Annotated in this window: 20 protein-coding genes and 1 riboswitch; of the genes, 8 read left to right on the forward strand and 12 right to left on the reverse strand. The window is 59.6% G+C overall.

Annotation, left to right across the window (positions count from 1 at the left end):
* Positions 1-45: 45 nt before the first annotated feature.
* Positions 46-1155 (forward strand): L,D-transpeptidase family protein, encoded by a 1110-nt coding sequence (locus CKF42_RS05230; protein ID WP_009091312.1) that lies wholly within the window; start codon positions 46-48, stop codon positions 1153-1155.
* Positions 1156-1342: 187 nt separating this feature from the next.
* Positions 1343-2941 carry an inorganic phosphate transporter gene (locus CKF42_RS05235; protein WP_111207705.1) on the forward strand — a complete coding sequence of 533 codons (1599 nt, stop codon included), beginning with the start codon at positions 1343-1345 and terminating at the stop codon, positions 2939-2941.
* Positions 2942-2953: 12 nt separating this feature from the next.
* On the opposite strand, the gene CKF42_RS05240 is transcribed toward CKF42_RS05235, so the two are convergent.
* The 4 genes from CKF42_RS05240 to CKF42_RS05255 all read right to left on the reverse strand — a co-directional run bounded on the left by CKF42_RS05240 (position 2954) and on the right by CKF42_RS05255 (position 7140).
* A complete protein-coding gene (locus CKF42_RS05240; protein ID WP_111207706.1) occupies positions 2954-4144 on the reverse strand; it encodes an MFS transporter in 1191 nt (396 codons plus the stop codon).
* Positions 4145-4214: 70 nt separating this feature from the next.
* A complete protein-coding gene (gene dusC / locus CKF42_RS05245) occupies positions 4215-5165 on the reverse strand; it encodes a tRNA dihydrouridine(16) synthase DusC (RefSeq protein WP_111207707.1) in 951 nt (316 codons plus the stop codon).
* 2 nt (positions 5166-5167) lie between these two features.
* Complete coding sequence (gene rhlE / locus CKF42_RS05250) at positions 5168-6529, reverse strand: ATP-dependent RNA helicase RhlE (protein ID WP_111207708.1); 1362 nt, start codon at positions 6527-6529, stop codon at positions 5168-5170.
* A gap of 218 nt (positions 6530-6747) precedes the next feature.
* A complete protein-coding gene (locus CKF42_RS05255) occupies positions 6748-7140 on the reverse strand; it encodes a YbhQ family protein (RefSeq protein WP_111207709.1) in 393 nt (130 codons plus the stop codon).
* A 179-nt stretch (positions 7141-7319) separates the two neighbouring features.
* Here CKF42_RS05255 and CKF42_RS05260 point away from each other — a divergent pair, with 179 nt between their 5' ends.
* The 3 genes from CKF42_RS05260 to CKF42_RS05270 are packed head-to-tail and all read left to right on the forward strand — an operon-like array spanning position 7320 to position 10290.
* The gene (locus CKF42_RS05260) at positions 7320-8081 is read left to right on the forward strand and encodes an endonuclease/exonuclease/phosphatase family protein (RefSeq protein WP_009091319.1); all 762 of its coding nucleotides are present in this window, start codon (positions 7320-7322) and stop codon (positions 8079-8081) included.
* Positions 8078-9322, forward strand: coding sequence for a cardiolipin synthase ClsB (clsB, locus tag CKF42_RS05265; protein ID WP_058958320.1), 1245 nt, complete (start codon positions 8078-8080; stop codon positions 9320-9322). Before CKF42_RS05260 ends, clsB begins: the two co-directional genes overlap by 4 nt.
* Positions 9322-10290, forward strand: coding sequence for a lysylphosphatidylglycerol synthase domain-containing protein (locus tag CKF42_RS05270; RefSeq protein ID WP_009091322.1), 969 nt, complete (start codon positions 9322-9324; stop codon positions 10288-10290). The genes clsB and CKF42_RS05270 overlap by 1 nt, the downstream gene beginning before the upstream one ends.
* A gap of 84 nt (positions 10291-10374) precedes the next feature.
* On the opposite strand, the gene CKF42_RS05275 is transcribed toward CKF42_RS05270, so the two are convergent.
* Together CKF42_RS05275 and CKF42_RS05280 are read right to left on the reverse strand one after the other, a co-directional pair.
* Positions 10375-11082 (reverse strand): Bax inhibitor-1/YccA family protein, encoded by a 708-nt coding sequence (locus CKF42_RS05275; protein WP_046101458.1) that lies wholly within the window; start codon positions 11080-11082, stop codon positions 10375-10377.
* A gap of 103 nt (positions 11083-11185) precedes the next feature.
* A complete protein-coding gene (locus tag CKF42_RS05280; protein WP_058958322.1) occupies positions 11186-12280 on the reverse strand; it encodes a DUF1615 domain-containing protein in 1095 nt (364 codons plus the stop codon).
* Positions 12281-12386: 106 nt separating this feature from the next.
* Here CKF42_RS05280 and CKF42_RS05285 point away from each other — a divergent pair, with 106 nt between their 5' ends.
* On the forward strand, positions 12387-13172 hold the full coding sequence (locus CKF42_RS05285) for an OBAP family protein (protein ID WP_046101456.1): 786 nt from the start codon (positions 12387-12389) through the stop codon (positions 13170-13172).
* Between the two features lie 7 nt (positions 13173-13179).
* Here CKF42_RS05285 and moaE read toward each other — a convergent pair whose 3' ends face one another.
* The 5 genes from moaE to moaA form a co-directional block, all read right to left on the reverse strand.
* Positions 13180-13632 carry a molybdopterin synthase catalytic subunit MoaE gene (gene moaE / locus CKF42_RS05290; protein ID WP_009091326.1) on the reverse strand — a complete coding sequence of 151 codons (453 nt, stop codon included), beginning with the start codon at positions 13630-13632 and terminating at the stop codon, positions 13180-13182.
* A 1-nt stretch (position 13633) separates the two neighbouring features.
* Entirely contained in the window at positions 13634-13879 is a 246-nt protein-coding gene (gene moaD, locus CKF42_RS05295; protein ID WP_111207710.1) for a molybdopterin synthase sulfur carrier subunit, read from the reverse strand.
* On the reverse strand, positions 13872-14357 hold the full coding sequence (moaC, locus tag CKF42_RS05300) for a cyclic pyranopterin monophosphate synthase MoaC (RefSeq protein WP_111207711.1): 486 nt from the start codon (positions 14355-14357) through the stop codon (positions 13872-13874). Before moaC ends, moaD begins: the two co-directional genes overlap by 8 nt.
* Positions 14358-14359: 2 nt before the next feature.
* The gene (gene moaB, locus CKF42_RS05305; protein WP_111207712.1) at positions 14360-14875 is read right to left on the reverse strand and encodes a molybdenum cofactor biosynthesis protein B; all 516 of its coding nucleotides are present in this window, start codon (positions 14873-14875) and stop codon (positions 14360-14362) included.
* Positions 14876-14889: 14 nt separating this feature from the next.
* Complete coding sequence (gene moaA / locus CKF42_RS05310) at positions 14890-15876, reverse strand: GTP 3',8-cyclase MoaA (protein ID WP_111207713.1); 987 nt, start codon at positions 15874-15876, stop codon at positions 14890-14892.
* A riboswitch (molybdenum cofactor riboswitch) is annotated at positions 15866-15999 on the reverse strand. (Overlaps the previous gene by 11 nt.)
* A 204-nt stretch (positions 16000-16203) precedes the next feature.
* Here moaA and yvcK point away from each other — a divergent pair.
* Positions 16204-17127, forward strand: coding sequence for a uridine diphosphate-N-acetylglucosamine-binding protein YvcK (yvcK, locus tag CKF42_RS05315; protein WP_009091333.1), 924 nt, complete (start codon positions 16204-16206; stop codon positions 17125-17127).
* Here the strand turns inward: yvcK and uvrB are convergent.
* Positions 17111-19132 (reverse strand): excinuclease ABC subunit UvrB, encoded by a 2022-nt coding sequence (gene uvrB / locus CKF42_RS05320; protein ID WP_009091335.1) that lies wholly within the window; start codon positions 19130-19132, stop codon positions 17111-17113. The two genes, yvcK and uvrB, sit on opposite strands and share 17 nt — an antisense overlap.
* An 893-nt stretch (positions 19133-20025) precedes the next feature.
* Between uvrB and CKF42_RS05330 the strand changes: the two genes are divergently transcribed.
* Positions 20026-20748 carry an ABC transporter ATP-binding protein gene (locus tag CKF42_RS05330; RefSeq protein ID WP_009091339.1) on the forward strand — a complete coding sequence of 241 codons (723 nt, stop codon included), beginning with the start codon at positions 20026-20028 and terminating at the stop codon, positions 20746-20748.
* Positions 20749-20781: the final 33 nt, after the last annotated feature.

Raw genomic sequence — 20781 nt, forward strand, 5'->3', positions numbered from 1 at the left:
GATACTTTGACCAGCCTGAAACAGGGCGATAAAGACTTGTAAAATATGAAAATGATTCGCGCTTTCGCTTCAATCGCACTGGCTCTGGCGGCGTTCAGCCAGTCAGCCTTTGCTGTGGTTTACCCGTTACCGCCGGCTAACAGCCGTCTGATCGGGGAAAATATTGAAATTACCGTTCCTGAAGACAGCAAATTGCCGCTGGAAGCTTTTGCGGCGCAGTATCAGATGGGCCTCAGCAACATGCTGGAAGCCAATCCGGGCGTTGACGTTTATCTGCCGAAAGCCGGCAGCAAAATGATTATCCCACAGCAGCTGATCCTGCCTGACGCCCCGCGCGAAGGCATTGTGATCAACAGCGCCGAGATGCGTCTTTACTACTATCCGAAAGGCAGCAAAACCGTGGTTGTCCTGCCGATTGGTATCGGTGAGCTCGGTAAAGATACCCCGATCAACTGGACCACGGCGGTTGAACGTAAAAAAGATGGCCCGACCTGGACGCCAACCAAAGGGATGCACGCCGACTACGCCGCTCGCGGTGAAACGCTGCCTGCCGTCTTCCCGGCTGGCCCGGACAACCCGATGGGCCTCTATGCACTCTACATCGGTCGTCTCTATGCGATTCACGGCACCAACGCTAACTTTGGTATCGGCCTGCGCGTGAGCCACGGCTGTGTGCGTCTGCGTGCGGATGACATCAAGTGGCTCTATCAGAATGTGCCAGTCGGCACCCGCGTTCAGTTCGTTGACCAGCCGGTGAAAGCCTCGGTTGAGCCAGACGGTTCACGTTACCTTGAAGTGCATAACCCGCTGTCGACCACCGAAGAGCAGTTCAACTCCCGTGAGCTGGTGCCGATCACGCTGACTCAGGCCGTGACCAAAGTGCTGGCTGATGGCAGCATCAATCAGGATCAGGTTAACGCCGCGATTCAGGGCCGAACCGGTATGCCGGTAAAAGTGAACGGTGTGGAGAACAACGTTCAGACTGCGCCTGTTCAGGTGCCGGAAAACTCACAGGCCGCCCCTCAGGAGCAGCCAATGACTCCGGTGACGCCTCAGGGTGCCAGCAGTGATGCTGCGCAGCCTCAGCAGCCTGCGACAGAAGCGGCCCCGGTGACCCCGGCCGCCCCGGCTGCCGCAACGAATAACAATTCGTAACGGACCGCCTGTTGTCAGAAGCCAGCGCCTGTCGCTGGCTTTTTTATTGCCCGCGCTACACCGCCCGACCCGCCCTCTCCGGCTAAATTCCCTGCCTGCCCATCATTTTTCTGTCATAGAAAGCGCGTATCACACAGCGATAACCCGGTGCAAATCAGCATCCGCTATCCGCCACATGAGGTACACCATGAGCGAAAACAGTCTCCCCTCATCCGTCCGGGGCCGCCCCGATTTCAGTGGCAAAGGCAGTCGCTTCAGTAAACCGCTGTTTTTTATTCTGCTGGTCGCGGGTCTCGCGTTCGCCGGTCTCAACCTGATCAGTGACGTTGAAGAGACCAACATGCCGGTCACCAGCCTCCTGCCCTTCTTTATGCTGGGCCTGGCGCTGCTGATTGCGCTCGGCTTTGAGTTCGTCAATGGCTTTCACGACACCGCCAATGCCGTCGCCACGGTGATCTATACCCATTCGCTGACGCCCGGCGTCGCCGTGGTCTGGTCCGGTTTCTGTAATTTTATGGGCGTGCTGCTCTCCAGCGGGGTGGTGGCGTTTGGCATTATTTCGCTGCTGCCGGTGGAGCTGATCCTGCAGGCCAGCAGCGGCAACGGCTTCGCGATGGTCTATGCACTGCTCTTTTCCGCCATTATCTGGAATCTCGGCACCTGGTATTTTGGCCTGCCCTCCTCCTCCTCCCACACCCTGATTGGCTCCATCATCGGCGTCGGCGTCGCCAACGCGATGCTGCACGGGCGCAACGGCCTGAGCGGCGTGGACTGGGATCAGGCGCTGAAGGTGGGCTATGCCCTGCTGCTCTCGCCGGTGGTGGGTTTCGTCTGTGCCGGGCTGCTGCTGTGGGTCATGAAACGTTTTATCCGCAATCGCCAGCTTTACCGTGCGCCACAGAGCGATCAGCCGCCGCCGGTCTGGATCCGCGGCCTGCTGATCCTGACCTGTACCGGCGTCTCCTTTGCACACGGCTCTAACGACGGGCAGAAAGGGATGGGGCTGATTATGCTGATCCTGGTCGGCACCATGCCGATCGCCTACGCCCTGAACCGATCGCTGCCCGCCGACCAGATCCCGCGCGTGGCGGCGCTGACCGAAGTCACCGCGCATCAGCTGCGCCAGCTGCAACCGGCGGCGGCACACCCTCCGGCGGCCCGCGACGTGCTGACCGGTTTTGTCGGCAGCAACCGGATGAACAGCGAGGTGTTACCGGCGCTGGCGATGACGCTCAATGAAGTGGGTGATGAGATTCGCCGCTATGGCTCGATGGATAACATCCCCGCCCAGGCGGTGACCAACACCCGCAACCAGATGTATCTGGCATCAGAGTCGATCAAGCATCTGCAGACCGCAAAGGTCACGCTGCCGCAGGAGACGGAACGCAATCTGAAAGCCGTGAAAAGCGAACTCGACAGCGCCACCCGCTTTATTCCGATGTGGGTAAAAGTGGTGGTGGCGATTGCGCTGGGGCTTGGCACGATGGTGGGCTGGCGCCGGATTGTGGTCACGGTGGGAGAACGCATCGGCAAAACCCATCTCAGCTATGCGCAGGGCGCCAGTGCCGAGCTGGTGGCGATGGCGACCATTGGCGCGGCAGACGGTTTCGGTTTGCCGGTTTCCACCACCCATGTGCTCTCCTCGGGCGTGGCGGGCACCATGGCGGCCAATCGCTCCGGCCTCCAGCTTGCCACGCTGCGCAACCTGGCCGTTGCCTGGGTCTTAACCCTGCCGGTCTCCGTTCTGCTCTCCGCCCTGCTCTACTGGCTGTTTACCCGTTTCTGATGACCCGGCGGCTCACCCGCTGGTGAGCCGCTGCTGAGCGCAGAGCCGCAGGGTAATCAGCAGCGCACCCAGGACCATGACCGCCGCCGCGAGGTAGACCGACTGCATGCCCCAGTGTCCGATAAAGAGTCCCGCCACCGGGCCGGTTAAGCCCAGCCCCAGATCGAGAAAGGCGGAGTAGGTGCCGAGCGCCGATCCCTGATCCTGACGCTCAACCCGCTTAACGGCTTCCACCCCCAGGGCCGGAAAGACCAGCGAAAAACCGCTGCCGGTCAGAAACGCCCCTGCCCCCACCAGCCAGGCGCTGTCCGCCTGCCAGATCAGCAGCAGTCCCACACACTCCAGCAGAAACGAGAACAGCGAGACGCGCAGTCCGCCAAAGCGGGTGATAAAGCGCCCGAAGCCGAGACGCACCAGCACAAAGCCCAGGCTGAACAGCGTCAGCGCATAGGCCGCGCCCTGCCAGTTGCGGCTGGCAAAGTAGAGGGTAATGAAGGTGGCAATCACGCCAAAGCCGATGGTGCCGAAGCCCAGCGCCAGACCGTAGAGCCAGACGCGGGAAAAGACGCGATGAAACGGAATGCGCTCGCCCAGGCTGACGGTGACGGCGGGTTTGCGGCTCGCCATCAGATAGCCAGCTATCCCCATCACCGCAATCAGGCCAGCAAAGCCGCTCATGCCGAACTGACCGTTGAGCATCACGCCCAGCGGTGCGCCCACCGCCATCGCCAGATAGGTGGCGACGCCGTTCCAGGAGATCACGCGGGCGGTCTGCAGCGGCCCGACGATGTTCATGCCCCACAGGGTGGAGCCGGTGCTGCTGAAGCTTTCGCCCACCCCAAGAAACAGCCGTCCGACAGCCAGCAGCGTCAGGCTCAGCCATGGCCAGCTGCTCAGCAGGGCGGCGACGATGGTCAGCACCCCGCTCATGCCGCAGCAGAGCAGCCCCAGCATCACCACGCGTTTAGGGCCAAGCCGGTCGGCCAGACGGCCCGACTGAGGACGGCTGAGCAGCGTCGCGAAATACTGAATACTGATAATCAGCCCGGCGATGAATGAGCTGAAGCCGAGGTGATTTTTGACAAAGCCAGGCAGCACAGCCAGCGGCAAGCCGACGGAGAGATAGCAGAAGAAGGTGAAAACGATAACGGAAAGGATACGTTTGTTGAGCTGGCTGTTGCTCAACACGGCGGTGTCAGACATAGCAGAGTTGCGGTGAAGGAAATTTGGCTCACTATACCGTCAGGCCGCTAAGGGGTCGCCTGATTTTTTATCACAAACCATGAACCGTCGCGTGACGATCGATCGCCTGTGCAATATCGTCCGACGATTTTAACGCCCGGATTTCGCTGAACAGGCCATCCGCTTCTGCATACGCTTTGCGCAGATAGCCAAGCCACTGTTTGATGCGCGCGACGTGATAGAGTCCGGTGTCACCCTGCTTTTCCAGCCGGCTATATTTCTGCAACAGGCGCACCACCTCAGGCCAGGCCATTGGCGGCTCGTTATATTTGACCACCCGGCTCAGGTTAGGGATGTTCAGCGCACCGCGGCCAATCATCACCGCATCGCAGCCGGTGACCGCCATACAGTTCTGCGCGCTCTGCCAGTCCCAGATTTCACCGTTAGCAATCACCGGAATGCGCAGCCGCTGACGAATCTCGCCAATCGCCTGCCAGTTGATCGCCTCGGCACGATAGCCCTCTTCCTTGGTTCGTCCATGCACCACCAGCTCACTGGCTCCCGCCTGCTGTACAGCATCGGCGATCTCCAGACTGCGGGCGCTGGAATCCCAGCCGAGCCGCACTTTCACCGTGACCGGTAAGTCAGCAGGCACCGCTTCACGCATCGCTTTCGCGCCGCGATAGATCAGATCGGGATCTTTAAGCAGGGTCGCCCCGCCTCCGCTTCCGTTGACCAGCTTAGAGGGACAACCGCAGTTGAGATCCACCCCCCAGGAGCCCAGCGCCACCGCACGGGCGGCGTTCTCGGCTAACCATTCGGGATGCTGCCCCAGCAGCTGCATCCGCACCCGCGTGCCGGAAGGCGTGCGGCTGTTGTTATGCAGCTCGGGGCAGAGACGATAAAAGGATTTTACCGGCAGCAGCTGATCGACCACGCGCAAAAACTCGGTGATGCAGAGATCGTAGTCGTTCACTTCCGATAACAGCTGGCGCACCAGCGAATCAAGCACGCCCTCCATCGGCGCCAGTAAAACCCTCATACTCAGACGTTCCCGGTGCGCTTCGGTGCCGGACGACGCGGTCGGGAAGCGGGCTTGTCGCCCTGAGGCGCAGGCTGTCCCTGACGACGAGGCTGAGAACGCTTGTCGCCGGATGAACGTGGTGCACCTGCACCCTGTCCGCCCTGACCACGACCGCGCGCGCCGCCTGCACCGCCGCGCGACTGCTGCTGGCGACCGTTGATGATAGGCTCTGCTTTGATGCTCGGATCGGGTTCATAACCCGGAATCGCCAGGCGCGGGATTTCACGCTTCAGCAGGCGTTCGATATCACGCAGCAGTTTATGCTCATCGACGCAGACCAGTGACAGTGCCGCACCGGTGGCCGCCGCACGGCCGGTACGGCCAATACGGTGCACATAATCTTCGGCGACGTTGGGCAGCTCATAGTTGACCACGTGTGGCAGCTCTTCGATATCCAGGCCACGCGCCGCGATATCGGTCGCTACCAGCACGCGGATCCCGCCAGATTTAAAGTCAGCCAGCGCACGGGTACGGGCACCCTGGCTCTTGTTGCCGTGGATCGCGGCGGCGGTGATGCCATCTTTGCCCAGCTGCTCGGCAAGGTGGTTAGCGCCATGCTTGGTTCGGGTAAAGACCAGCACCTGCTGCCAGTTCCCTTCGCCAATCAGCTGCGACAGCAGTTCCCGCTTGCGCTTCTTATCCACGAAATGCACCTGCTGAGCAACCTGTTCAGAGGCGGTGTTGCGGCGCGCCACTTCCACCATTTCCGGGTTGGTCAGCAGTTTTTCAGCCAGGCCTTTGATCTCATCAGAGAAGGTGGCCGAGAAGAGCAGGTTCTGACGCTTAGCCGGCAGGCGCGCCAGCACGCGACGGATGTCGTGGATAAAGCCCATATCGAGCATACGGTCCGCTTCATCCAGCACCAGAATTTCGACCTTAGAGAGGTCAACCGCATTCTGATGCGCCAGATCCAGCAGACGACCCGGTGTCGCCACCAGCACGTCGACGCCGCCACGCAGTTTAACCATCTGCGGATTGATGCTGACGCCACCAAACACCACCATCGACCGCAGCGGGAGATATTTGCTGTAGTCACTGACGTTTTCGCCGACCTGCGCCGCGAGTTCGCGGGTCGGGGTCAGGATCAGGGCGCGCACCGGGCGACGGCCGCGCACCGGCGTGGTGGTCGCAGAGAGTTTTTCAAGCAAAGGTAAGGTAAAGCCGGCCGTCTTGCCGGTGCCGGTCTGGGCGCTCGCCAGCAGATCGCGGCCTGCCAGCACCACAGGAATCGCCTGGCGCTGGATAGGTGTAGGTTCGCTGTAGCCTTGTTCGGCGACCGCGCGCAAAATATCGGCACTCAGGCCGAGAGAGTCAAAAGACATTACGTGATTTACTCCGGTCCGCTCTGTCCGTGATTCACGGTGTAGTTTTCAGAGGGATAGTGACGGCAGCTGGGGCTGACGCGTGAAAAGGGCACAAACTACGATGCGTAAGCGGGCGAGTGTAGCAGCTTTAGAGCAAGTGTGCGAGATAGCTCACATTTACACACACATCTTCCCTGCCCCATAAACAGGAAGGCCACCTTTCGGTGGCCTTCAACTTAGCTACGTTTTTTTTCGATGCGCCGTGGCGGTTCTTTCGCCAGCAGCGACACCAGCGCCGGACCCAGCAACATCACCACGCCGAGGCACGCCAGCAGCAGGTTGTTGTGGTAGATCCGCGACACCAGGAACAGTGTAATCATGGCAGCGCCAAAGTAGTAAGTGGTGGTCGCTTCTTCAAGATAATCGCCAAGGGTCCGTAAACGGGCGATGCGCTGTGTTGCCAGCATGGCAACAAAAACCAGTGCGTAGACGGCCACCAGCGTGCTGCAGACATCGACCAGGGCCTTGTGCTTCCAGCCCCAGATCAGCGCAGCGATCACCAGCAGATGCATAGCGATATGCATGTACGTCTGACCCGTGATGATTTGAATACGATTAGACCATTTCATTCAGTTCTCCTGGCAGACCCAACAGGTCGCCCAAGTGCTACCGGCACAAGCCGGAAACGGTTTCCTCAATGTAAAACAATTTTCGGATAACGCCTTAATTATCGCCCTCTCTCACCACCCATTTGTGACAAAGACTACACTTTGATTCTGGTGATGATGAAAAGGAGTGCGTCGCGAGTATGCCACAAAACACGCAAGGATTTTCAATAAAAGTCCTGACGATCAATACACACAAGGGTTTTGCCCCGTTTAATCGCCGCTTCATCCTGCCGGAATTACGCGAAGCCGTTCGCGCAACGTCGGCGGATGTGGTCCTTCTGCAGGAGGTGATGGGCACGCATGCCATCCATCCGCTTAACCATGACGCGTGGCCCGAGGCGCCACACTATGAGTTTCTGGCCGACACCATGTGGAACGATTTCGCCTACGGGCGCAATGCGGTCTACCCGGAAGGACATCACGGCAATGCCGTGCTGTCGCGCTTTCCGATTGCAGAGTATGAGAACCGGGATATCTCGGTGGCGGGCAGTGAGAATCGCGGCATGCTGCACTGTCAGATCGCCCTGCCCGAGCCGCATGGCACGCTGCACGTTATCTGCGTGCACCTTGGCCTGAAGGCCTCGCACCGCCGCGCGCAGATGAAGATGATATGTGAAATGGTCACCTCGCTGCCGCCCGACGCGCCGGTTGTGGTGGCGGGTGATTTTAACGACTGGCAACGACGCGCTAACGCGATCTTAAAACAGGGCGCAGGCCTGAAAGAGGTATTCAGCATGAAAACCGGACGCCCGGCGCGCACCTTCCCGGCGCGCTTCCCGATTCTGCGGCTCGACCGCATCTATGTGCGCAATGCCACCGTCACTCATCCGTGGGCGCTGCCGCGTAAGCCGTGGTCCCATCTCTCCGACCATGCGCCGCTGGCCGTGGAGATTCACCTATGAATTTCAGCTGGCAGGAAGGCAACCGGCTGCTGTTGCTGGAAAATGGTGAGGCGTTTTTCCCGCGCGTCTTTGGTGCGATACAGCGGGCCGAGCGCACGGTGCTGATTGAAACCTTTATTCTGTTTGAGGATGAGGTCGGCAATGCCCTGCATCGCGAACTGCTGGCGGCGGCCCAGCGCGGGGTACGGGTTGAAATCATGGTGGATGGCTACGGCTCCGCCGAACTCTCCGACACCTTTGTGAACAGCCTGACCAGCGCGGGCGTGCGCTTCATCTACTACGATCCGCGCCCGCTGGTGATGGGCATGCGTACTAACGTGTTCCGCCGCCTGCACCGCAAAACCGTGGTGGTGGATGACGTGGTGGCCTTTGTGGGCGGCATCAACTTCTCTGCCGAGCACAACACCGACTACGGCCCCGAGGCCAAGCAGGATTATGCGGTGCAGGTCAAAGGACCAGTGGTGGGCGACATCGCCCGCTATCTGCAGCAGGCGATTGGCAGTGAACAGCCTACCCGCCGCTGGTGGGGGTCGCGGTCTCACCGTCCGGCGGTCAATGCCAGGCCCGGCGATGCCCAGGTGCTCTATGTCTATCGCGACAATGACGAACATCGCGACGACATCGAAATGCACTACCTTGAGATGCTGCGCGAGGCGAAGCGGGATGTGATTATCGCTAACGCCTACTTCTTTCCCGGCTACCGGCTGTTGCGTGAGATGCGCAACGCGGCGCAGCGCGGCGTCAGGGTGCGGCTGATTGTGCAGGGCGAGCCGGATATGCCAATTGTGAAAGTGGGCGCGGAGTTGCTCTACAACTATCTGGTCGATGGCGGGGTTGAAGTCTATGAATATATCCGTCGTCCGCTGCACGGCAAGATCGCGGTGAAGGACGATCAGTGGGCTACCGTCGGCTCCAGCAATCTCGACCCGCTCAGCCTGTCACTCAACCTGGAAGCCAACCTGATCATTCACGACCGGCCGTTTAACCAGACGCTGCGTGACAACCTTGAAGCGCTGCTGGCAAATGATTGTCAGCGGGTGCAGGAGGATCGTCTGCCCCCACGCAACTGGTGGCAGCTCAGCAAAAGCGTGGTGGTCTTCCACTTCCTGCGCCATTTCCCGGCTATTGCGGGCTGGTTACCGGCGCACACACCGCGGCTGGCCCAGGTGGCTGCCCCGGTGCAGCCCGAGATGGAGACACAGGATCGCGTAGAAGCCGACAACCAGGGAGCAAAATCCTGATGGCAAAAAAACATCCACGCTGGCAACTGGCAAAAAAGATCCTCACCGTGCTGTTCTTTATCGCGGTGGTGGTGCTGCTGGTGGTTTATGCCCGCAAAGTGAACTGGGAAGATGTTTATGACGTCATCGTTAACTATAACCGCTTTGTGGTGCTGACCGCCGCCGGACTGGTGGTGCTGAGTTACCTGGTCTACGGCTGCTATGACCTCATCGGGCGCGCCTACTGCGGACATAAGCTGGCGAAGCGGCAGGTCATGCTGGTGTCATTTATCTGTTACGCCTTTAACCTGACGCTGAGCACCTGGGTCGGCGGTGTGGCGATGCGCTACCGGCTCTACTCCCGTCTGGGACTCGACAGCGCCACCATCACACGCATCTTCTCCCTGAGCATCGCCACCAACTGGCTGGGCTACATTCTGCTGGCTGGCGTGGTGTTCAGTGCGGGCATGGTCTCCATCCCCAGCGGCTGGTTTATCGGTGAGACTACCCTGCGGCTGATCGGTGTGGTGCTGCTGGTGCTGGTGGCGATCTACCTCTGGGCCTGTGCCTTCTCGAAGCAGCGACGCTGGACGGTCAAAGGGCAGACGCTGCAGCTCCCCTCGCTGCGTATGGCGCTGCTGCAGTTTGGCGTATCCTGCGCTAACTGGATGGTGATGGGGGCGATTATCTGGCTACTGCTGGGACGCGATGTCGGCTATCCGATGGTGCTGGGCGTGCTGCTGATCAGCAGTATTGCCGGGGTGATCATTCATATTCCGGCGGGGATTGGCGTGCTGGAGGCGGTCTTCCTGGCACTGCTCAGCGGTCAGCACGCGTCGCATGGCACCATTATCGCGGCGCTGCTCGCCTATCGCGTCCTCTATTTCATCCTGCCGCTACTGCTGGCGCTGGTGCTCTATCTGGTTCTGGAGAGCCGGGCGAAGCATCTGCGCCAGAAGAACGAGCAGAAGCTTCAGAAGTCATCATAAAACGGGGGAGGCGCAACCGGTGCGCCTCCCCCTTTACATCTCAGCCGTTCAGCGCGGTGCTGGCCGCGAAACGGGTAGCCTGATTCAGCGACGGTTGCCCATAATCCGCAGCAGCATCAGGAAGAGATTGATGAAGTCCAGATAGAGCGTTAACGCCCCCATGATCGAGTAGCGACGCAGGTTTTCCGTGTCGCGCGCATCAATCTGCTCACCAATATTTTTCAGCTTCTGGGTGTCATAGGCGGTCAGGCCGACAAACACTACCACTCCGATGTAGGTAATCGCCCACATCAGCGCCGGGCTCTTCAGCCAGAAGTTCACCAGCGACGCCAGCAGGATGCCGATCAGCGCCATAAACAGCAGACTGCCAAACCGGCTCAGATCGCGTTTGGTGGTGTAGCCGTAGAAGCTCATCGCGCCAAACATCCCGGCGGCGACAAAGAAGGTGCTGGCGATGGAGGAGTAGGTGTAAACCAGGAAGATGCTGGCCATCGTGACGCCGGTCAGCGCCGAATAGAGCATAAACAGCCCGGTCGCCACCGCCCCGCTCAGGCGATGCACCATGCCTGACAGGAAGAACACCAGCGCCAGCTGCGCGATAATCAGCCCGAAGAAGGTGATCCGGTTGGCGAAGACCAGCTCCATGACCGCAGGCGTACGTGCAGCGAACCAGGAGACAAACGCCGTCAGCAGCAGACCACAGGTCATCCAGCCATACACCTGGGCCATGTAAGCCTGAAGCCCGCGCGAGGCGGGTTGAACGATAGAATCATGTCGTGGATATCGATCCATGATGCACCTCTTGATAAAGGGATGAGTAGTAAGACGCTCCACAGGGAGCCCTGTCAGATTTAAGTGTGGCACAGCTCAGCTCAACTGTGCCACAACATGCCGTTTAACGCCGCGACAGGCACTGCTGATAACGGCTGTCGACGCGCTGCGCAAACCACGCCGTCGTAAGATTGCGGGTAATTTTCGGGCTCTCCAGCTTAATGCCCGGCAGCATTTCACGCGGCAGCTTACGGCCCGCCATTTTATCCGCCAGGGTAAAGACCTGCTTCCAGAGTTCGCTGTCGCTGAACGACGCTTTCTCCCCTTTCTCCAGATCGCGTCGGATGGCGCTGTTGCTCATGTCGATCTGCTTCGACAGGGTGCGCACCGCCAGTTCGGTGCCGCCCGCCGCGTCTGAGCCATAGAGGATCAGATCGCCATCCAGCGCCAGCTTCATCCCGGTCGCCTTCGCCACCGCCGCCTGGAACGCCGCGTTGCGACTGGCGTACCAGCCCGCATTGAAGTCCGCGAAGCGGTAGAGCGGCTGGCTGTAGTCAGCCGGGTAGCCAAGCAGGTGCATTGTGCCGAAGTAGATCCCGCCGTGACGGGTAAAGACTTCACGCCGGATCGTGCCATCAACCGGCCACGGGTAGCCTTTGGCATGCGCCTCGGCAAAGGCAATGCTGACCTGCATCGGCCCGCCCGTGTGGATCGGATTGAGATTGCCAAACAGCGTCTGGCCCATCGGCACCATGTCGATCAGGTCATCAAAGATGGCGCTCAGCTCTTTTTCACTGCGCACTTTGTCGAGCCGCGCCGCGTAACTTTCGCCGGTCGGGGATTTAATCAGCAGCGCCGTGCGCACCAGAAAAGCCGGCACATGGACTTTGGCCGCCCGGCGATTGATCTCACCCCAGGCGATTTTAGGCAGGCCGGGCACGGCCGCCTCGGCGCTGAAGTTGCTCTCCTGATCCGCCACGGCGATCACCGCGCAGAGGTTGCTGGCGCTGGGATCGATCTGCTGGGTGCGGAAAGAGGTGTAGATATCATCGCTCCATGCCGCTTTGTTGCTGACATGCGACGGCAGCAGCCGCTGAATTTGTGCTTTCACATCCTCAGGCTGCCGGACCGGCGCCTCGGGGGTTTTCTTGCTGCTACAGCCCGCCAGCACCAGCGCGGCGACCAGTGTCAGACGTTGCAGAATCGGGGTGGATGACATGCCTGTCCTCAGAATGAACCAAAACCCTACTCTATCATCGCCAGCGTTTCACAGGCAGGCGGGAACTGAACTAAGGTTACCTTTTTTAACGTTAAAGGAACTTACGATGTTTAAACTCTGGCCTGTTGCGGCGTTCAGCCTGTTATTAACCGGCTGCGGCGCCAATAATACGCCTGCTCAGGTGCAGTCACCGGGCGCGCCCACCTCCTCCTCGCTGAAGCTGCTGGAGACCGGCGCCAGTGTGATGCAGTCACGACCGCCGATTGAGGCGATCAACACCTATCTGGATGGCTTCCATTTTTACAATGGTGACCAGAACGGTCAGATGGAGGCACACCACTACGTCACCGTGCTGAACGAGGATGTGATGCAGGCGGTGATCTATGACGGCAATACCCGCGACGCGCGGCTGATGGGGGTGGAGTACATCATCAGCGAACGGCTGTTCAACACCCTGCCCCCGGAGGAGAAGAAGCTGTGGCACAGCCACCAGTATGAGGTGAAGTCGGGCACGCTGATTGCGCCGGGCTTACCGGCCAGCGCCGATCACGCCCTGATGAAACGCATCGTGAATACCTACGGGAAAACCTGGCACACCTGGCATACCGATCGCGATAAAACGCTGCCGCTCGGCATTCCGGCACTGATGATGGGCTTTACGGCGGATGGTCAGATGGATTCCCGGCTGCTGGCCGACCGCGATCGCCGCTTCGACGTCGACAGCAAAGCGATTCGCGCCCAGCGCGCCGATATCGTGGCGCACCCGGCGGCGGCGGGTGCGAACGCGTGGCAGCAGGGCCAGGTGATCCAGCTGAAGCGGACGACGGGCGGCGGTGAGCACAGTCACGGCCAGACCCGCTTTGGCCCGGCGGAGCAGCTGAAGCAGCCGTAGTTCCGCGCTACTCCCAGCGCTGAGCGGCCTGGTGATCGCTGTCGCGGGCATCCACCCAGCGGTCACCCTGCTCTGTCGCTTCGCGTTTCCAGAAGGGCGCGCGCGTTTTCAGGTAATCCATGATGAATTCGGCGGCGGAAAAGGCGCTGCCGCGATGGGCGCTGGTGACGCCGACCAGCACGATTTCATCGCCGGGAAACAGCTCGCCGACGCGATGGATCACCGTGACGCGCTGCAGCGGCCAGCGTTCACGCGCCGCCGCCACGATCTCCTGCAGTGCTTTCTCGGTCATACCGGGATAGTGCTCCAGCGTCAGCGCCGCCACATCACTCCCCAGATTGTGGTTGCGGACTTTACCGGTAAAGGTCACCACCGCGCCATCTTCATCACAGGCGGCCAGCCAGCGATACGCTTCCGCCATGTCAAACGGCGCGGGGCCGACGCGAATCTGCGTGTCCATCTCAGCCTCCGGTTACGGGCGGGAAAAAGGCCACTTCATCACCGGCGCGCAGGGGATGCGTCATCGGCACCAGCGTCTGATTGACCGCCGCCAGCAGCTTACCCGACGCCAGCGCCAGCGCCCAGCGGTCGTCCCGTGCAGCGAGGGATGCGCGCAGTGCCGCCACGTCCGGATAGTCCGCGCTGACCTCCAGTGCGGCCGTGCCGGTCAGCTCGCGCACCTGGGCAAAAAACAGCACCTTAATCATGGGCCACCGCCTGAAAATCGCCGCTTTTGCCACCGCTCTTGCTGATTAAACGCAGCTGATCGATGACGATATCTTTCTGCACCGCTTTGCACATGTCGTAGATAGTCAGCGCGGCCACCGAAGCCGCGGTCAGCGCCTCCATCTCCACGCCGGTTTTGCCACTCAGGCGGCAGAGCGAGGTAATGCGGACCCGGCTGTGTGCCGGTTCTGCTTCGAGGTTCACTTCCACTTTGCTCAGCATCAGCGGATGGCAGAGCGGAATCAGCTCCCAGGTGCGTTTCGCCGCCTGGATACCGGCGATGCGGGCGGTAGCAAAGACATCCCCTTTATGGTGGCTGCCCTCAATAATCATCTGCAGCGTTTCCGGCTGCATCAGCACCAGCACTTCTGCCCGCGCTTCGCGCACGGTTTCAGCCTTGGCGGAGACATCCACCATGTGCGCTTCGCCCGCGGCGTTAATGTGTGTAAGTTGAGACATGCTTATTGTTTCTTCAGATGTGAGACAAAATTACAGGGCGCAGTGCGCGCATCAAGCTGGTCGGCAATAATGCGCTCCCAGGCGGTACGGCAGGCGCTGGTCGAACCCGGCACGGCCAGAATCAGCGTCTGATTCGCCAGACCGGCAATGGCGCGTGACTGCAGGGTCGACCCGCCAATCTCCTCATAGGAGATCATCCGGAACAGTTCGCCAAATCCCTCAATCTCGCGGTCAAACAGCGGCAGCAGCGCTTCCGGCGTGCTGTTCTTCAGGTTAAACCCGGTGCCGCCGTTCACGATCACCACCTGCACATCGTCACTGGCGATCCAGCGCGACACGGTGGCACGAATGCGATAGAGATTCTCCGGCACGATAGCGTGATCGACCACGCTATGGCCCGCTTCCGCCGCCGCGCTGCGCAGGTAGTCACCGGAGGTGTCGTTGCTGGCATCGCGACGATCGGAGACCGTCATCACCGCAATCTGCACCGCCTGAAATTCGCTGGCTGGTTTACCCATACTGCCTCCTGAAATTAGCCGCCAATGTAAGAGAGATTCTGTGTAATGCCGGTGTTGCCCTGATGGAGAAAATGGGTCTGCTTCTTCTGCCCCAGGCTGCTGGCAATGCGCGCCTGCAGTTCAGCCTGCTGGTCGTCCGACGCCAGCAGATCGCGCAGCGGAATGCCGCCGTCGCCAAACAGACAGAGGTGCAGATTGCCCTGCGCGGAGACGCGCAGACGGTTGCAGCTGGCACAGAAATCTTTGGCGTAGGGCATAATCAGGCCGATCTCGCCGACATAATCGGGATGGTAAAAAACCTGCGCCGGGCCGTCACTGCGTTCGCTTTCGCGACGCTGCCAGCCCTGAGCGATCAGCTGGTCGCGGATCACCGCACCGGAAACGTGCTGATCGCGGAACAGCGAACCGCCGTCACCGGTTTCCATCAGTTCGATAAAGCGCAGCTGAATCGGACGGGTGCGGATCCAGTCCAGGAAGGTGGCGAGATTGCGGCTGTTAAGATCGCGCATCAGCACGCTGTTGACTTTGACCTGGCGAAAACCGGCGTCAAAGGCGGCATCGATGCCGCTCATCACCTGGTGAAATTTATCCTGACCGGTAATGGCGTGAAACTGGCGGGCATCCAGACTGTCCACGCTGACGTTCAGCGCGGTTAAGCCTGCCTCGCGCCACTGCTTCACGTCACGCGCCAGCCGGTAGCCGTTAGTGGTCACCGCGATCTGTCGAATGGCGGCGTTTTCACGCACCGCGGCGATGATGTCAGTGAAATCACGGCGCAGCGACGGCTCACCCCCGGTCAGCCGCACTTTTTCCGTGCCGGCTGCCGCAAAGGCCCGCGTGACTCGGCGGATTTCATCCAGAGAGAGAAAGCTTTTGTTACGAATTCCCTGCGGCTTGTAGCCGTCCGGGAGACAGTAGGTACAGCGGAAATTACAGACATCCGTGACCGACAGGCGCAGGTAATAGAACTTACGCGCGTATGCATCAGTAAATTGTGACACCAGAACACCTTTCCAGATTGGGAGATGCAGTCATTTCTTCCTGCACCCTGGCAGCTCGATGGCTACGGCCTGAACCCCCTATCCGCAGACTTAGGCATTCAGGCTTGAGTGTACGCTGACCCGTTGATCAGCGCGGTAAACATGATGGTAGCGTGATTCACGCCACTCTTCCATTCGCTGTTTTCGCTATATATTCTTATACATATCGAATTTTCACCGCATTTTCGCGACAGGATACGTTAAAATGCCCGCCTGATTTTGACGTAAGTCATCCGCGCGGGCTTAGCGTTTAGAGCCTCGCCACGCGAAAGGAAAGTAAGGAGAAGTATGAATCGCACACTGGCCGATCTTGATCGCGTTGTGGCACTGGGCGGCGGACACGGTCTGGGCCGCGTGATGTCTGCCCTTTCCCCGCTGGGCTCGCGTCTCACCGGCATTGTCACCACCACCGACAACGGCGGTTCAACCGGCCGTATCCGCCGTTCCGAAGGCGGTATCGCCTGGGGGGATATGCGCAACTGCCTGAACCAGCTGATTACCGAACCCAGCGTCGCCTCTGCGATGTTTGAGTATCGTTTCGCCGGTAATGGCGAACTGGCCGGGCACAACCTGGGTAACCTGATGCTGCGCGCGCTGGATCATCTCAGCGTGCGCCCGCTGGAGGCGATCAACATCATCCGCAACCTGCTGAAGGTGGATGCCTTTTTAATCCCGATGTCGGAGCAGCCGGTGGATCTGGTGGCGATGGATGCGGAAGGCAACATGGTTTACGGCGAAACGGCGATTGATGAGATGAAGCAGCCGCCGCAGGAGCTGATGCTGCATCCCAATGTCCAGCCTACGCGGGAAGCGCTGCAGGCGATTGGTGAGGCAGATCTGATCCTGATCGGGCCGGGCAGCTTCTACACCAGCCTGATGCCGATCCTGCTGATGGATGAGATGGCGCAGGCGCTGCGGCGCACGCCCGCCACCATGGTCTTTATCGGCAATCTGGGCCGCGAGCTCAGCCCCGCCGCCGCCAGCCTGTCGGTGGCTGACAAACTGGCAATGATGGAGCGTTACATCGGCAAGCGGGTGATTGATGCGGTGGTGGTCAGCCCGGCGGTCGATACCCGGGGGATTGACGATCGGCTGATCGTCCGTGAACCGCTGGAGGCCGCCGACATTAAATATCGTCACGACCGCCAGCTGCTCAGGGTGGCGCTGGAACACGCCATTCAGGGTTTTAACGGCGCTATGAGGCCGCAATAAACAGCGTACGCAGCTCATGCAGCTGATCGCGCACGTTCGCCGCCTGCTCGAACTCCAGGTTCTGCGCATGCTGCTGCATCTGTCCCTCCAGCTCGTGGATCTTCTTCTGCAGCGCCTGAGGCGTTAAGGTCAGCAAATCGGCCTGAGCCTGCGCTTCGCCCGGGCGGGCCGGTCTGGCTTTGCCACGGGTTTTCACCACGTTGTTGCCGAGTTCCAGAATATCGGTGATCTTCTTGTTGAGGCCCTGCGGCACGATGCCATTCTTTTCATTGTGCAGCTGCTGTTTCTCACGGCGGCGTTCGGTCTCTTCAATAGCGCGCGCCATCGACGGCGTGATTTTATCGCCGTAGAGAATCGCCTTACCGTTGACGTTTCGTGCCGCACGACCGATGGTCTGGATCAGGGAACGTTCTGAACGCAGGAAGCCCTCTTTATCCGCATCCAGGATCGCGACCAGCGACACTTCCGGCATATCCAGCCCCTCACGCAGTAAGTTGATGCCCACCAGCACATCAAACTCACCCAGACGCAGGTCGCGGATGATCTCCATACGTTCCACCGTATCGATATCGGAGTGCAGATAGCGCACCTTCTCGCCATGCTCTGTCAGGTATTCGGTGAGATCTTCCGCCATGCGTTTGGTCAGCACCGTCACCAGGATACGTTCATTGGCCGCCACGCGCTGACGGATCTCCGACAGCAGATCGTCAACCTGGGTGCCGACCGGACGCACTTCGATGATCGGATCGAGCAGACCGGTCGGACGCACCACCTGATCGACCACTTCATTGCCCGATTTTTCCAGCTCATATTTACCCGGCGTCGCCGACACGTAGATGGTCTGGGGCGCCAGCGCCTCAAACTCTTCAAACTTCATCGGACGGTTATCCAGCGCCGACGGCAGACGGAAGCCATACTCCACCAGCGTCTCTTTACGTGCCCGGTCGCCTTTATACATGCCGCCAATCTGCGGAATGGTGACGTGGGACTCATCCACCACCAGCAGGCCATCGGCAGGCAGATAGTCAAACAGCGTCGGCGGCGCTTCGCCCGGCCCGCGTGCAGAGAGATAGCGCGAGTAGTTTTCGATGCCGGAGCAGTAGCCCAGCTCGCTCATCATCTCCAGATCAAACTGGGTACGCTGGGTGATACGCTGCTCTTCCAGCAGTTTGTTGTTCTCCAGCAGCACCCGCCGGCGATCCGCCAGCTCCACTTTGATCTCTTCCATCGCCTGCAGGATGCGCTCGCGCGGCGTGACGTAGTGGGTTTTAGGGTAGATGGTGAAGCGCGGCACCACCGACTCGATCTGGCCGGTCAGCGGGTCGAACAGCGACAGCCGCTCAACCTCTTCGTCAAACAGCTCTACGCGCAGCGCAATGTCATCCGACTCCGCCGGGAAGATATCGATCACCTCGCCGCGCACCCGGAAGGTCCCGCGCTGGAACGCCTGGTCGTTTCGGGTGTATTGCAACTCTGAGAGACGACGCAGAATACTGCGCTGATCGATGATCATGCCGCGGGTCAGGTGCAGCATCATTTTCAGATAGAGATCGGGGTCGCCCAGACCGTAGATCGCGGAGACGGACGCCACCACGATCACATCCCGCCGCTCCAGCAGCGCCTTGGTGGCCGACAGACGCATCTGTTCGATGTGCTCATTCACCGAGGCATCTTTTTCGATAAAGGTGTCGGAGCTGGGCACATAGGCTTCAGGCTGATAGTAGTCGTAGTAAGAGACGAAGAACTCCACGGCGTTATCCGGGAAAAACTCTTTCATTTCGCCATAAAGCTGGGCGGCCAGCGTCTTATTGGGCGCCAGCACCATGGTCGGACGGTTGAGGTCGGCAATCACGTTGGCGACGGTAAAGGTTTTACCGGAGCCGGTTACCCCTAATAAGGTCTGATGGGCCAGTCCATCCTCCAGTCCCTCTTCCAGGCGACGGATCGCCTCAGGCTGATCGCCTGAAGGTTTAAAGGCAGAGTTTAATTTAAAGGCTTTGCTCATGAATGCATTTCCTGCTGGAGAAGTCGGCGGGCAGGCACTTATTTTACTCGGCTATGGTGATTTTGCCAGAAAATAATACTGGATATAAAAACAGTAATGGTGCAATGTTAACCCCGTTGCGGTTCCGCTCCCCTCTCTGGCGCGCGATGAAAATCCAGGCGAAGCGTGTTGCGCAAGGTTATCCCCAGGCAGAGATCGGATTTAACATTTGTCAATAGAGCGTCACAAAATTACAGTCTGGTTACCTGACAGAGAAATCGCAGGCTTGTTTTTTAATAAAATACTGATTTTACTGGCTTTAGCTTATGAGGCCAAGATCTCGTCATTATGTTACCAGGCCCCGTATTTCCTCGCTTCCAACTGGTTTTCATTACCTAATGCACAAGGTTATCCACAGGAATAGTGGATAAGTGATGGCAGCCCCGCCGCCATCAGCTGTGTATAGTTTTTCCCTGCCCTTCTGACACCGCGAAAATAATTTTTTTTCCGTTAAATTTCGCGCCCGCGGCTGGCGGAATAGTCTGCATTTTTAATCCTTCCCCCCGCTGGCCAGGCAAATTTCCGGGCGCCGACTAGAATTCTTAATCAGATTCGTTGCCTTCTCAGAGCACGCCTGCACCAGGAACAGCGCCGCCAGGCACTGCAAAAGTGCAGGTGCGTAATGACCGTGGGGAATTGATAAGTTTTTCTCACCTTTCCTTCCCCGAAAGCAGGCACAGCAGCAGAAAACAGGGCCGTTTTAAGATCTGGCCTGGGAATTGCAGGACTCTCTGGCACCAACGCGCACCAGGCGCACTGAGCTGCAACGGCGACAGGGCCGCTGCTGATGACTTGTTTGCCAGACGACAGAGAGCGGAAGCATTCAGGCTAATGATCGGGAAGGAGAGTGTCAGATGCTGAGTTTACGTTCGGTGAATCAATTTTACGGTCAGAACCACATTCTCTGGGATGTGGACCTCGATCTGGCGCCTGGCACCTGCACCGGCGTTCTGGGCCGGCCTGGCATGGGCAAAACCACGCTGGTGAACTGCATCATGGGCAGACTGCCTATCAACAGCGGCTCTATCTCCTGGAAGGAAGATGGCTCCCCGCCGGAAGATCTGCTGCTGCAACCGGCTGAACAGCGGGCACAGATGGGGATCGGCTACGTGCCGCAGGGCCGCCATATTTTTACCCAGATGAGCGTGGAAGATAACCTGCTGATCGCCCTGCTGGCGGGTGCCAGTCAGCACGATCGCCATCGCGCCATTCCTGAAATGGTCTTCGATCTCTTTCCGGCACTCTATTCGCTGCGCCAGCAGCGCAGCGGCGATCTGCCTGTCGATCAGCAGCAACAGCTGGCCCTGGCGCGTGCGCTGGTGCTGCAACCTAAACTGCTGATTCTCGATGAACCCACCGACGGCATGTCACCGTGGCTGGAGGAGGAGATGGGCAATCTGATCCGGCGGCTTAACCTCGACTACGGGCTGACCATTCTCCTGCTGGAGCAGCGCCTGTCGCTGATCCGCCGCGTGGCAGACTACTTTCTGCTGCTGCATCGCGGTCGCAATGTGGCGCACGGCAGCATGGCGCAGCTTGACGACTACACCGTCGATAAATGGCTGACGGTGGCCTGAGGCAAAACCGGTTGCGGCGGGCAGAGCCGCCGC

The organism is Pantoea sp. ARC270 (assembly GCF_003236725.1).
Lineage (GTDB): Bacteria > Pseudomonadota > Gammaproteobacteria > Enterobacterales > Enterobacteriaceae > Pantoea > Pantoea anthophila.

Excerpts from the sequence above, each read along its gene's own strand:
- CKF42_RS05230 (WP_009091312.1), top strand. The coding sequence starts at position 46 with ATGAAAATGATTCGCGCTTTCGCTTCAATCGCACTGGCTCTGGCGGCG.
- CKF42_RS05235 (WP_111207705.1), top strand. The coding sequence starts at position 1,343 with ATGAGCGAAAACAGTCTCCCCTCATCCGTCCGGGGCCGCCCCGATTTC.
- CKF42_RS05240 (WP_111207706.1), bottom strand. The coding sequence starts at position 4,144 with ATGTCTGACACCGCCGTGTTGAGCAACAGCCAGCTCAACAAACGTATC.
- dusC (WP_111207707.1), bottom strand. The coding sequence starts at position 5,165 with ATGAGGGTTTTACTGGCGCCGATGGAGGGCGTGCTTGATTCGCTGGTG.
- rhlE (WP_111207708.1), bottom strand. The coding sequence starts at position 6,529 with ATGTCTTTTGACTCTCTCGGCCTGAGTGCCGATATTTTGCGCGCGGTC.
- CKF42_RS05255 (WP_111207709.1), bottom strand. The coding sequence starts at position 7,140 with ATGAAATGGTCTAATCGTATTCAAATCATCACGGGTCAGACGTACATG.
- CKF42_RS05260 (WP_009091319.1), top strand. The coding sequence starts at position 7,320 with ATGCCACAAAACACGCAAGGATTTTCAATAAAAGTCCTGACGATCAAT.
- clsB (WP_058958320.1), top strand. The coding sequence starts at position 8,078 with ATGAATTTCAGCTGGCAGGAAGGCAACCGGCTGCTGTTGCTGGAAAAT.
- CKF42_RS05270 (WP_009091322.1), top strand. The coding sequence starts at position 9,322 with ATGGCAAAAAAACATCCACGCTGGCAACTGGCAAAAAAGATCCTCACC.
- CKF42_RS05275 (WP_046101458.1), bottom strand. The coding sequence starts at position 11,082 with ATGGATCGATATCCACGACATGATTCTATCGTTCAACCCGCCTCGCGC.
- CKF42_RS05280 (WP_058958322.1), bottom strand. The coding sequence starts at position 12,280 with ATGTCATCCACCCCGATTCTGCAACGTCTGACACTGGTCGCCGCGCTG.
- CKF42_RS05285 (WP_046101456.1), top strand. The coding sequence starts at position 12,387 with ATGTTTAAACTCTGGCCTGTTGCGGCGTTCAGCCTGTTATTAACCGGC.
- moaE (WP_009091326.1), bottom strand. The coding sequence starts at position 13,632 with ATGGACACGCAGATTCGCGTCGGCCCCGCGCCGTTTGACATGGCGGAA.
- moaD (WP_111207710.1), bottom strand. The coding sequence starts at position 13,879 with ATGATTAAGGTGCTGTTTTTTGCCCAGGTGCGCGAGCTGACCGGCACG.
- moaC (WP_111207711.1), bottom strand. The coding sequence starts at position 14,357 with ATGTCTCAACTTACACACATTAACGCCGCGGGCGAAGCGCACATGGTG.
- moaB (WP_111207712.1), bottom strand. The coding sequence starts at position 14,875 with ATGGGTAAACCAGCCAGCGAATTTCAGGCGGTGCAGATTGCGGTGATG.
- yvcK (WP_009091333.1), top strand. The coding sequence starts at position 16,204 with ATGAATCGCACACTGGCCGATCTTGATCGCGTTGTGGCACTGGGCGGC.
- uvrB (WP_009091335.1), bottom strand. The coding sequence starts at position 19,132 with ATGAGCAAAGCCTTTAAATTAAACTCTGCCTTTAAACCTTCAGGCGAT.
- CKF42_RS05330 (WP_009091339.1), top strand. The coding sequence starts at position 20,026 with ATGCTGAGTTTACGTTCGGTGAATCAATTTTACGGTCAGAACCACATT.